6 protein-coding genes are annotated in these 13,074 nt (G+C 64.1%); 5 read left to right on the top strand and 1 reads right to left on the bottom strand.

The window, feature by feature from the left end:
* Nucleotides 1–157: 157 nt before the first annotated feature.
* The gene (locus tag P5205_04560; protein HSA09623.1) at nucleotides 158–1,549 is read left to right on the top strand and encodes an AbgT family transporter; all 1,392 of its coding nucleotides are present in this window, start codon (nucleotides 158–160) and stop codon (nucleotides 1,547–1,549) included.
* A 96-nt stretch (nucleotides 1,550–1,645) separates the two neighbouring features.
* On the opposite strand, the gene P5205_04555 is transcribed toward P5205_04560, so the two are convergent.
* Nucleotides 1,646–2,779: an amidohydrolase gene (locus P5205_04555; protein HSA09622.1), complete on the bottom strand. Its 1,134-nt coding sequence runs from the start codon at nucleotides 2,777–2,779 to the stop codon at nucleotides 1,646–1,648.
* 337 nt (nucleotides 2,780–3,116) lie between these two features.
* Here P5205_04555 and P5205_04550 point away from each other — a divergent pair, with 337 nt between their 5' ends.
* From P5205_04550 to P5205_04535, 4 genes are all read left to right on the top strand, one after another.
* Nucleotides 3,117–3,932: a prepilin-type N-terminal cleavage/methylation domain-containing protein gene (locus P5205_04550; GenBank protein HSA09621.1), complete on the top strand. Its 816-nt coding sequence runs from the start codon at nucleotides 3,117–3,119 to the stop codon at nucleotides 3,930–3,932.
* A 131-nt stretch (nucleotides 3,933–4,063) separates the two neighbouring features.
* The gene (locus tag P5205_04545) at nucleotides 4,064–7,396 is read left to right on the top strand and encodes a glycosyl hydrolase (protein HSA09620.1); all 3,333 of its coding nucleotides are present in this window, start codon (nucleotides 4,064–4,066) and stop codon (nucleotides 7,394–7,396) included.
* A gap of 414 nt (nucleotides 7,397–7,810) precedes the next feature.
* Nucleotides 7,811–8,728: a prepilin-type N-terminal cleavage/methylation domain-containing protein gene (locus P5205_04540; protein HSA09619.1), complete on the top strand. Its 918-nt coding sequence runs from the start codon at nucleotides 7,811–7,813 to the stop codon at nucleotides 8,726–8,728.
* A 144-nt stretch (nucleotides 8,729–8,872) separates the two neighbouring features.
* Nucleotides 8,873–13,027, top strand: coding sequence for an autotransporter-associated beta strand repeat-containing protein (locus P5205_04535; GenBank protein ID HSA09618.1), 4,155 nt, complete (start codon nucleotides 8,873–8,875; stop codon nucleotides 13,025–13,027).
* Nucleotides 13,028–13,074 lie beyond the last annotated feature (47 nt).

The raw sequence follows: 13,074 nt of genomic DNA, 5'->3' as shown, positions 1-13,074 counted from the left end.
GACCTGTCGTCACCACTCGCGGAATCCCGCGCCAGGCATCAACCGAGCCGCCTCTTGGCCGTTTGAGGCATGCATGCAGCGTAACGACTTTGCCTCACCCAAGTGCCGCCTCGCCGCCGGCGCGGCTAAAACGCAAATCCTACCCGCTCCCTAATCAATGAATTACACACCCCGCCGATCCCGCTGGAAACTGCCGGATGCCTACGTGATCATCCTGAGCATCGCTTTCCTCGCGATGGTCGCCACCTGGATTGTTCCCGCGGGCCAATACGGTTTCCTGAGCAACCCCCAGACCAAGGTGCAGCAGGTTGACCCAAACTCCTTCTCCACCGTGGCCCGTCAGCCGGTGATGCCTTGGACCTTCTTCCTCTACTTCCCGCTGGGACTCGAGAAAGCCGCCGAGGTGGTCTTTCTCGTGCTATTGGTCGGTGGGTTCCTTCAGATCATCACCGACTCCGGCGCCGTCGAGGCGGGCCTCTCGCGCCTGATTGGGGCGCTCGGCACGAGACGCATGCTCGTCCTGCCGATTCTGATCACTGTCATGTCCGTGCTGGGCTTTACCGGCGTGCTGGCCAACGCCGTTGTCGCCTTCATTCCCCTGGGCCTGCTCCTGGCCCGCCGGCTGGGATTGGATCCGATCTGCGGCGCCGCGATGATGTACATCGGCTGTTACTCCGGCTTTGCGCCCTCGGCCATGTGCCCCGCAACGACCCTCATCGCCCAGCAAATCGCCGAAGTGCCTCCTATGTCCGGTTTCTTCATCCGCACGCTGGTCTGGCTGGCGACGCTGCTCGTCACCGCCTGGTATGTGATGCGCTATGCCGCCACAGTCGCCGCCGATCCCTCCCGCAGCATCTACCCGACCTTCGACGATGAAGTGGTGGCTGCCCGGGCGGACGCGCCGCCGTTTACCTTACGTCATGTCCTGACCCTGCTCATTCTCACCGGGGGCTTCGCGCTCTTTGGCTGGGGCGCGAGCTTTCGTGAGTGGAGCCTCCGCGACCTGAGCGCCGTCATGATGGCCGTCGGCATTATTGGCGGCTTGATCAGCGGGATGACGCTCCAGGCCATCACGGGCTCGTTTATCGCCGGCTGCAAACACCTCCTCTACTCCGCCCTCATTGTCGGCCTGGCCAAGTCCATCACCCTGATCATGGAGGACGGGCGCATCATCCACACCCTGGTCCATTACCTCTCGGCCCCGCTGGTTGAACAACCGCCAATCTTCGCCGCCAGCGGCATGTACCTCATGAGCCTGATCGTTCATTTCTTCATCACCTCCGGCTCGGGGCAGGCCTACGTCACCATGCCCATCATGACCCCCATCGCCGACATCGTCGGCCTCGATCGCCAAACCGCCGTCTCCGCCTACCTCTACGGCGACGGCTTCATCAACATCGTCATCCCCACCTCCGGCGTGCTCATGTCAGTCATCGCCATGGCTCGCATCCCCTATTTCAAGTGGCTGAAGTTCGCCCTGCCCCTGTGCGCCATCTGGGTCCTGTTGGGCGCCGTCGCCATCGCCTACTCGACTTGGTTCGGCTGGTGAGATACGTGCAGGAGCCGACGTGAGTCGGCGCTGGCTTTCCCCCGCTTGAGATAGCGCGGACTCACGTCCGCGGCTACGAGGTTCATGGAGAGGTGCTCAGCCGGGATTCAACACCTTGTCCACCACACATCGCAGGATGTTGACGCCGTGAATGAGCGAGCCGACATCAAACCGCATCGCCGGATGGTGCAGCCCGGGCGTCAGGTCGCACCCTAGCCCGATGTACGTGGCCTTGAGCTCCGGCTTGCGCTGGACGTAGAAGTGAAAATCCTCCGCCCCCGGCGTGATGATGGGCGGCAGCAGTCCCCCTTTGCCGAGCACCGCCACGATCGCCTCCCGGGCATATTCAACTAACTCCTCGTTGTATTCGGCTGCGGGCGGCCCAACCTTCATCCGCGTCGTCACCTTTGCGCCGACAGAGGCTGCCGCATTGCCGATCGCCGCCTCCGCCTTCGCGAGCAGTTCCCTCATAAGGTCATTCCGCTGCGCCCGCACGTCCACCGCCATTTCCGCCTTGTCGGGAATCACGTTCGTCGCCCCGCCCCCGGCCAGCAGCTTGGTAACCTTGATGCTGAACGGCACCACCGGATTCATGCGGATCGCGTTGATGGCGTTGACCACCGCAGCCGCGGCGTCAATCGCATTGATCCCAAGATGCGGACGGCCCCCGTGCGCGGCCAAACCCTCGATGGCGGCCTCGATGCGGGCGCTCGATCCGTGGCACAATGCCGGCGTGGCCTGGCCCTTTCGGGCCTCCTGCTCGGGCCGCAGGTGGATTCCGACCAGCGCATCCACGTCTGCAATCGCCCCGGCGTCAACGAGCGCCTTCGCCCCCAGCAATACTTCCTCCGCCGGTTGAAACAGGATCTTGAGCGCCCCCGCCGCCAACCCCTGCTTCGCCGCCTGTTCGGCCGCGCATAGCACCATCGCCGAGTGCGCGTCATGCCCGCAGGAATGAATGGCGCACTCATTCCCATCCACGAGGTGCTTCAGCGCGTCCATGTCGGCCCGCAGCGCCAGCACCGGCCCCGGCTTCTCCCCGCGCAGCACCCCGACGACCCCGGTGCCCCCCACGCCGGTCTGCACTTCATAGCCGGCGCTTCTCAACTGCTCGGCCAGAAACGCCGCCGTCTTTACCTCCCTCAACCCCAACTCCGGCATCGCGTGCAGAGTCCGATACAACTCTTCCACCCTGGTTTCGGGTGAGCATCTGCGGGTGGTCTGATTCATGATCAACAAAACGGTGGCAGCCGCACCCGCTTCGGTCAACCGGCAATTCGGCGTGGCTGTTATGCCGGCGCAGGGCGGCGGCGGCGATTTCCTGGGTGGTTGACTCGACCCTGCACCGCGGCCAACATGCGCGCAGTGAAGGCCAAAGAACGGAAAGCGGGGCGCCGGGGCGGTCAGCGATGCGCTCCCCATGCAAGGGCACGCTGCGCCATCTCCCGCGAGCATCCGGAGCCTACTCAATTGGGGGATGTGCGCACCTGGCCGCCAAACTAGAATCCACGACAATGAACGGTCGTGGGAGCGCGCAGACGCATGCCCCAACCGCTTCTGAGAACTTATGAACGCATCTGCAACATATCGTTTCCGGCGTGGGCAGCGCGGTTTCACCCTCATCGAACTGCTGGTGGTCATCGCCATCATCGCCATCCTGGCCGCCCTGCTGTTGCCCGCCCTGGCCAAGGCCAAGGGCAAGGCGCTCCGCGTTGGCTGCCTCAACAACGAGAAACAGATGGGCCTGGGCAGCCAGATGTACGCCGACGAGGATGACAAGAGCGCGTTGACCGGCGGCGGAAACCACTACGATGACGATCTCAACTGGCTTTTCCCAAGCTACATCTCGAATCTCCGCTCCTTCGTTTGCCCCTCCACCCACCACATCGTTACCAACAACCCACAACCGCTGGTTCGGGCTTCGGTCCCCAACCCGGACATCACCCGCTTGTCTTACGAGGAACGCTTGCATGGTAACGCCACCTACATCCCCCATCTCGCCTACATGGCCCAGCAGGGCCGTTGGGGCGGCTACAACGCAGGCTCCAAGACCGGCTATGGCCACAGCTACGAAGTTTCCGGTTTCTTCACCCCCACTGGTGCCGCGACCGCCATCCGCAAGACCCAGCGATCGGTCTCAGCGTATGCCTACAAAAACAACTTGCTCCAGGGCACCGTTGCGTCGCCGTCAAAAGTCTGGCTTATCCGTGACGGCGATGACGAGATTCCAAACATGCCCGGCAGCGTGAATGACCGGCCTGATTCCCTGGACAACCACGGCGCGGACGGCGCCAACATCATTTTCTGCGATGGCCACGCCGAGTGGGTGAGGCAGAAGGCCTTCCCTGAGAAATACATGCTGGGAACGGATTTACCGAATTGATTCGCCGTCCGCCAGCAAGGCTTCAGTTTGGCAGGGCGCTGTCGCCGAAAGCGCCGCCGGTTGGCCGCCTCGGCGAAGCGGCCCCACCCACGACTAAGGCCTTACACAGACTCATTGTCCGCTCGCTCGCGATGACTGTCCTGGGGTCATCGCTTTGGCTCTTCCCCTGCCCGGCCTCGGCGCAATCCACTGACGACCTGGAGCACAGTTTCCGATGCCCGCCCGATTCGGCCAAGCCGCGCGTTTGGTGGCACTGGATGAACGGCAACGTCACGAAGGAAGGCATCACCGCCGACTTGGAGTGGATGAAGCGCACCGGCATCGGCGGCTTCCAGATGTTCGACGGAGGCTTGAGCACGCCCCAGACCGTGAGCAATCGCCTCGTTTGGATGACCCCGGAGTGGAAGGACGCCTTTCGTCATACGACCAGCGAGGCGGACCGCCTTGGACTGGAGATGGCGATGGCCGCCTCGGGCGGATGGAGCGAAAGTGGCGGGCCCTGGGTAAAACCTGCGGAGGGCATGAAAAAGGTCGTTTGGAGCGAGACCATCGTTCAGGGGCCTGCGAAAGTGTCCGTTCCGTTAAAGCTGCCTCCGACCAATAGCGGCCGATTCCAGCAGATGGGCCGGCCCCCCACACCGGGGGCAAAGCCGTCGCCGCCGCCGCCATCGTTCTACTCGGACATCAAGGTCCTTGCCTGCCGCCTGCCGGAAAGTGAAGTCCGAATGGCCGACGTCCTTCCCCGGGTTACCACCAGCGCGGCAACGCTCGACCTTGCCCGGCTCGTGGATGGGGATTACTCGACCGTGGTGGTAATCCCGCTGGGTCAGCAAGAGAGGGAAGCCTGGGTCCAGTTTGAGTTCGCGCAGCCATACCGCGCGCAAGCCCTCACGGTCGCCATTTCCGCCGGAGGCTGGGACCTTCCGAACGGCACGCTCCAGTGCAGCGCGGACGGTGTCACCTGGTCCACGCTGCTCAGCCTGCCCGGCCCGGCCCAAACCGTCTCGTGGCTGTGCCATGTCCAGACCGATTCGTTTCCCGAGACCGCGGCCCGATTTTATCGCGTGCTGCTCAGGCCCAAGGCGCGCTCCATCGCACTGGCCGAAATCGAGCTGTCCGGCCCAAAGATCAACCGATGGCACGGCAAGGCCGCCTTCTTCCACACCATCAACTTCCACTCCGTGTCCACGCCGCCCGTGGCGAAGACAGATGCGGTGAACCGAGCCGAGGTCATTGATCTGACTTCCAGAATGAAGCCCAACGGCCTCCTGGAGTGGGACGCGCCTCCCGGGAAATGGTCGATCCTCCGCATGGGCTGGTCGCTGACTGGCCAAAAGAACCACCCCGCCACCCTGGAGGCAACGGGCCTCGAGGTGGACAAGCTGAGCGCGCAGCACGTCGGCAGTTATGTGCGGACCTACACCGACATGATTGCGAGCGCGGCGGGCCCGCAGTTCGGCAGGAGCTTCCGTTACCTGCTCCTCGATAGCTGGGAAGCCGGGGTCGAGAACTGGACGGACGACATGCCCGCCCAGTTCCAGCAGCGCCGGGGATATGATCCGACTCCATTCCTGCCCACGCTGACCGGGCGCATCATCGAAAGCGCGGAGGTCAGCGACCGGTTCCTCTGGGATTTCCGCCGCACCATCGCGGACCTGGTCGCCGAGAACCATTACGGGGTCATGGCGAAGCATCTGAACCAGCGGGGGATCAGCCTTTACGCCGAAGCCATGGGCGGCTCCACGACCACGGGCGACGGGCTGTTGTCCAAGAGCTTCGTGGACATACCGATGGGCGAGTTCTGGACCCCGGCGCAGTACGACGGCCCCGTGGGCAACGCGGACCTCCGGGAAGCGGCATCCGGCGCGCACATTTATGGAAAGACGATCGTCGCCGCCGAGTCCTTCACGACCGACAAGGGAGATCCCGTTTGGGCCTCGCCCTTCCACCTCAAGCCGGTTGGCGACAACGCGCTCACCCTGGGCGTCAACCGCTTCGTCTTCCACACCTCCGTTCATCAGCCGTTCGTGGATGACCGGCACAAGCCGGGCATCACCCTCGGCGGCTTTGGCCAGCACTATACCCGCAACACGACCTGGGCGGAACAGGCGATAGCGTTTAACACCTACCTGGCCCGGGCCTCGCATCTGTTGCAGCAAGGACAATTCGTCGCCGATCTGGCCTACTTCTACGGGGAAGGCGCCCCGGTCGCGGTGCCGGGCAGGAAACGCCGGCCCCTCAATCCCCCGCCGCCCCCGGGGTATTCGTATGACTGGATCAACGCAGATGTCATTCTGAACCGCATGTCCGTAAAGGACGGGCGGCTGGTGTTGCCAAGCGGCATGAGTTACCAGGCGCTCGTGGTGCCGGATTACGTGGCTCAAATCACACTGCCGCTCCTGCGCAAGCTTCGCGACCTGGTCTCCGCCGGGGCCACCGTGATTGCGGCCAGGCCTGCCGGCTCGCCCAGCCTTGCCGACCAGGGCGGGGCTGCGGAATTCCACTCCATCGCCAGCGAAATGTGGGCATCGGTGGACGGGGACCGCGTCAAGGAACACGCCGTCGGCAAGGGCAGAATCTCCTGGGGCACGCCCCTGCACCAGTTCCTGGCCGGCGAAGGCGTCACGCCCGACCTCGACTACAGCCTCCCGGAGCCCGACTCGGCCCTGGCGTGGATCCATCGTCGCGACGGCGACACGGACATTTATTTCGTCGCCAATCAGCGAAACCGGGCCGAGGAGTTCCGCGGCAGGTTCCGCGTGGCCGGCAAGGAGGCCGAGCTTTGGCACCCGGACAGCGGATTGATCGAGCCTGCTGCGTATGAAATCACCCGGCGTCGGACCACCGTGCCGCTCCACCTTGATCCCTACGGCTCCGTTTTCGTCGTGTTCCGGCGACCGGCGGCCGCTCCATCCCGAACCGTGCCGCGCCCAACTTTCTCTGAACTGGCGGCCGTCCAGGGGCCGTGGCAGGTCAGCTTCCCGCCCAACCAGGGCGCGCCGCCGCGGATCACGCTCGATCAGCTTGTTTCATGGACTCACTGCAAGGAGCCTGGAGTGAAGCACTTCTCGGGAACAGCCACCTACACCGGGGGAATCGAGGCCGCTCCCACATGGTTCAAGCCGGGCGCGCAGATCATCCTGGACCTGGGCAAGGTGAGGGAGGTGGCCGAAGTGAACATCAACGGCGCGCCGGTTGGGGGCGTTCTCTGGAAGCCGCCTTACCACGCCGATGTCACCGCCGCGCTCAAACCGGGCGCCAATCGGCTCGAGGTCAAGGTGGTCAACCTCTGGCCGAACCGGATCATTGGCGACCAACAGCCCGGCGCAACCAACCAATATTCGTGGCTCAACCCCAACTACAAGCCCTTCACCAACACCTCGCCCTTGCTGGAATCGGGCCTGCTCGGCCCGGTGCGGCTCCTCCGCGCCACACATTCCACCCACTCCGCGCCGGAGGAATAATGCCGCCGCGGGACACGGTTGGAAACTGCCGGATGCCTGCGTCGTCCTCCTCAGCTAGCCATCCTCCCTCTTGTCAGGAGTTCCAGGGCGGTAGGTATCCTGCCCCTCAGGAGCGGGCGGGATAGCTCGCCCTGGAGCCGCCGATGGCCGGAGCCCAAAAGTGGTCCCGGCCGTCTAGTGGCCATGGGGTGGCCATCTAGTGGCCGTCTGGTGGCCGTCCCTTGGCCGTCCTGGTGCCGCCCCCCCGCCGCCAAGATACGCCCAGAAAATGGCAAAGGAGGGAATGCCGGAATCAGGGCCGTCCGGAATTCTCCCTCCCGATGCAACGGCACCTGGCGCCAACCCGTGCGCGCATCCGGGGCCTACCCGAATGGGGGATGTGCGCCCTTTCACCGCGGACTAAAATCCGGGCAAATGAACCTTCGTGTCACCGCATTGAATGCTGCCGTGGCCTCTCCTGCCGGAACTCCGGGTTCATCTGCCGTATGTCGTTCCGGGAGAACTTCCGCCGGGTTCACGCTCCTCGAACTGTTGGTGGTCATCGCCATCATCACCATCCTGGCCGCGCTGCTCCTCCCGGCCCTCGCCCAAGCCAAGACCAAGTCCCTGCGCGTCAGTTGCCTGAACAACGAAAAGCAGATGGGCCTGGGCAGCCAGATCTACGCCGACGAGGATGACAAAGGCGCGCTCATCGGCACTGCCAACTGGCACGATGATGACCTTAACTGGCTCTACCCCCGCTACATCCCCAGCCTCCGCAGCTTCATCTGCCCCGCCACCCGCCACAGCGTCACCAATAACCCCCAGTCCCTCGCCCGCAACGGCTGGCGCCCCGCCCCCGACCAGACCGGCTTTTCCTACGAACAGCGGCTCCACGACGGCAACACCTTCATTCCCGAGCTTCAGCGGATGGCCTCGGATGGCGCGTTCGGCGGCTACGACGCCCCCAATCGCGCCGGCCGCGGTCATAGTTACGAAGTCTCCGGCTTCTTGAATGCCAGCATCCGCAAGACCCAGAGCACCGTGGCCGCTTATGTTTACCAGAATGACTTGTCCTACAACGTCTGCGGCAAAGTCATGGAGTTCAAACTCAAGGGCTCGACCGGGTCTCCCTCACGAATCTGGCTCATCCGCGACGGGGATGACGCGATCCCCTGTCCCTCCGGCCGGACCTCCAACAATGATTACCCCGACTGGGTGGACAATCACGGCGCGGAGGGGGCCAATGTCATTTATTGCGATGGGCACGCCGCCTGGGTCCGCCAGGCGGCCTTCCCGGAGAACTTCGCCTACGGCACCGAAATCCCTGAATACAGCGTCAGTCGCTACTGAACCTACCTACTCAATTGGGGGATGCGCCCCCTCCCTGAAACAAACAAAATGCCAACCAATAGAATCATCCCGGCACCAGCCATTGGCTGCCCCGGGCGGTTCTCAACCATAAAACCTAACAGTGCTAAAATGAAACCTGCTCCCATGCACAATCCAAACTATGCCATCACGGCGGCCTTGTCGCGCCGCAGCCCAATACTCGCCTTGCTCACGCTCCTGCTCGCCTTCGGCCCCGCCGCGGGGCTCTGGGCGGCGGATGTGGCCTGGACCAACGCGGCCAACGCCACTTGGAGCACGGCAAACAATTGGGATCCCAATACGGTTCCGACCAACACGGACAATGCGATTCTCGGGGCAGTAAATTCCGCGAACGCTTATGTCACCCTCACCGACACCAGAGACATTGGCGTCGGCAGGCTTACGCTCCACCCGGATCGCACACTGGGGAATGTCGTCCTGCGGCAGACGGATGGCGGGGTCGCGCGTCTCTGCGTTTACGGATTGGATGGAATCTTGCTGACGAATGCCTCAACCGTTAAGCGGATTCAGATCGCCCAGAGCGATGTCAAGGCTCCAATTCCCTATCTGGCCGGCGACGGAGCCATTGGCGTCGCGGGGGCGATGGAGGTCCTGTTCTACACAGAGATTAAGGAGATGAATGGTTCTCACGGATTCACCAAGACTGGCCCGGGCACCCTGACCCTGCAAGGCACCCGTGCCAGCACCTACACCGGTCCCACCACCATTTCTGAGGGCAAGCTCAACCTGAAGGCGGCTGCTGCGAACTTGGGCTCAGGCACCCTTTACATGAATGGCGGCAACCTGCTGTGCGGGGCGGATCGCAGTACAGTCGCCCCGTTGGCCAACTCGGTGGTCGTAACCGCCGATAGCACCATCACGGCTGACTCCACCCTCACGGCATCTCGCTACATCTTATTCAGCGGACCTTTCAGCGGCAGCGCCGGGACGCTTGCAATTGATAACCAGGGAGTAACAGGCAATATGTTTGTCGTGAGATTGAGCGGCGGTGGATTCGACTTCACTCGCCCAATCATGTTGAATTTGCCGACCTCGAAGGATGGGGCTCTTGCTCTGCTGCAGCTCCAAAACACAGCGGCGGCCGGCGCGCAGACCTTCAGCGGCGAGATCTCCAGCTATGACGCGACCGGCATGGTGGAGCGGTCCGGCGCGGACGGCACCACCATCTTCACCGGGGCCAACACGTATCAGGGCGGCACGGTTATCTCGCAGGGGACGCTCCTCGCCAACAACACCACCGGCTCCGCCCTCGGCTCGGGAACGGTCACCGTCACCAACGTCGGCATCCTCGGCGGCAACGGCATCGTGGACGCCGGCGTCACCGTGACCCGCGGGGGCACAATCTCGCCGGGCGCGGCGGCGGCCAGCATTGGCAATCTGACCATCAGCTACCCCACCTGGGACCAGGGGGCCGTTTACCACTGGGAAATCGCCTCCGCCACCGGCTCCGCCGGAACCGCCTGGGACTTGATTACGGTCCAGTACGCGTCGGATACCGCCAGCACCCTCAATCCTGTCACCATCAAGGTGGACTCCCGCGGCGTAACGCCCACCGGATGGAATCCCGCCGTCGCCCGCGACTGGATCATCGTGCAAAGCAGCCTTAATGCCGGCTTCAACCCCGGCAACTTCGCGATTGATACCACCGCCTTCAGCGGGGTTGTGGCCGGCATCTTTGGCCTTTATGCCGATTCAAATGGCTCCATTCACCTGACCTATACGCCCGCTGAGGACATTGTCATTAACGTGGCCTCCGGCACGAAAACACAGACCGAAGCCGGCTATGCCCAACTCACCGGCGACCAGGGCCTGGCCAAGACCGGCAATGGCGAACTGGTTCTGGACAACCCGTCGAACGATTATGCGGGCTCGACCAAGGTGCTGGCCGGCACCCTGAGCATCAACCAGGATGCCGCCAACGGCAGCGGAACACTCGGCAGCGGCTCGAGCGCAACTTACCTTGGCGACACCTCCGGCACCAGCAACGCGATGTTCAATATCAACGTCAACGGCATCTCCATGTATCGCGACATCGTCGTCCGGGCCGGCAGCACGGGCACCAAGACCATCGGCACCACCCTCGCCTCCGCCACTGTCAACTATCTGGGTGACATCACCTTCCAGGACAGCGCCACCCTCAGCTCCCCCGCGGGCAGCTCCGTCCTGTTTGGCGGCGACCTCAGCGGCGACGGCGGCGTCACCCTCAACGGCCCCGGCGCCCTTACCCTGGGCGGTATTGGGACTTACGCCGGCCCGACGGCCGTGAACACCCCCACGCTCAACCTGACTGGGCCAGCCTTCGGCACCAATGAAGTCACCTACGCCACGGCGACGACTCTCGACAACACCAGCGGCGCCGACGTGGTTCTCCACAATTCCCCGCAGAACTGGAACTCGGACCTCGAGTTCGTCGGCAGCGCGGGCCTCTACCTCGGCAGCGGGCCGGTGACCTTGGGCGGAGACCGGAAGGTGACCGTTGACGCCGCTACGTTGGTGGTCAGCGGCCCCATCGGTGGCAACGGCGGCCTGACCAAGCTGGGCGACGGCGCCCTGGCCCTGCGAGGCCCCGCCAGCAGCTACACCGGCGGCACCACCAACCTCGCCGGCTGGCTGGTGCTCAATGGCACGGCCACCCTGGGGGACGGCACCGGCACCTTCGTGCTGGGCGGCGGGAACGTGCTCTGCACCGAATCGCACGCCGCCTCCCCGTTGGCCAACCCGGTCCTCATGACCGCCGATACCGTCCTGGCCTGCACCAACCGGTACTCGGGCGCAATTCTAGCTTTCTCCGGCCCCTTCACCGTTCCCGGCGGCCACAAGCTGACCATCGCCAACAAGGGCTGGGATACCACGATCTCCGGCGTCCGCCTCCAGGGCCCCGGAAATATTGACTGGCCCATCGTCGTCGGCGACCCGGCCCATGACCGGCCGGCTGGCGGCGTGACCAATCAAATCCAGTTCTACAGCACCACGAACACTCCGCCGCAGATCGTCAGCGGCGTGATTTCCGGCCCGGGCGAGCTGGTCCGCGGCAATGTTATCGCGACCAGCGGCGGCGCGACCATCTTCACCGCGCAGAATACCTTCACGGGCACGGCCTACCTGTTCGGCGGAGCGATCGGCTTCGGCGCCGACAGTGTCTCCTCGGTCGGCGTGATCACCTCCGGACCCATTGGCACCAGCCTGTTCACGATCGGCAATCAGTCCGCACCGGAGACTAATATGACGGTCTTTGCCTACGGCGCCCCGCGCGTTATCGAGAATCCGATCTTCCTGAACGGCGCGCGCAACGTAGTGATTGATGGCACCAATGACCTGACCTTCACGGGACCTATCGCGGCTGGGGGCATCGGGAAGATGTGGACCGTGCGCGGCCCCGGCCGCGGCATTCTTACCGGCCAGATCAGCACCTCGGGCGGCGAAGGCGCTCCCCTGACGAAAGCCGGCGGCGGCACCCTGGTGCTCACCGCCGACAACGCCTACACCGGCGCGACTACCGTGCAACAGGGCACGCTGCTCGCCAATAACACAGCCGGCAGCGCCACCGGTTCAGGCGCAGTCTATGTGCGGTCAAGCGGCACGCTGGGCGGCACCGGAACCGTGGCCGGACGCGTCACCGCCACGGGCGGGAGCGTCGCTCCTGGCAACAATGGCGCCGACACCCTCACCGCAGCTGGCGGAGTCACCCTGAGCAGCACGGGTACATATGTCTGGGACCTCGCCGCCAACTCCACCAGCAACCCGGGGACTGACTTCGACGTGCTGGCGGTCACCGGCGGCACGGTGGTGCTCGGTGGCACCGCCCAGCTCGCGATCAACTTCATCGGCTCAGCGACCGTCCCCAATGCCAGCGAGCCCTTCTGGCAAGCCCCGCATGAGTGGACGATTCTCACCGTCGGCGGCACGGCCAGCAACCCGGGGCCGACCGTCTTCTCGACGATTATCAACGGCACCAACTCGGCCGGCACGTTCTCGACCGCCGCCGATGGCAGCGGCAACATCATCCTGAAATTCACGCCCGGAATGCCGCCGCCGCCGCAGCCAGTCATCTCCGGCACAATCGAGGGCGTGGGCACGCCCAACCCGACCCTCTCCTGGAGCACCGAGGTCGGTTACCCGTACCGGTTGCAGTATAAGACCAACCTCAACCAGCCCGAGTGGCTGGTGGTGGGCGACGTGACCGCGACAGGCACCACTGCGAGCATGACTCATACGAACGCGCTCTGGCCGCAGTGTTTCTACCGCGTGATCGTGCCTTGAAGTTCTGGTAACGAGGGAGTTGGGTTATGCAGGTGAGGCCCTGGTGG

The organism is Candidatus Paceibacterota bacterium (genome assembly GCA_035452965.1).
In the GTDB taxonomy this organism is placed as follows: domain Bacteria; phylum Verrucomicrobiota; class Verrucomicrobiia; order Limisphaerales; family UBA8199; genus UBA8199.
Note: the sequence above shows the minus strand (reverse complement) of the source record. Positions and strands in the feature narration are given on the sequence as shown.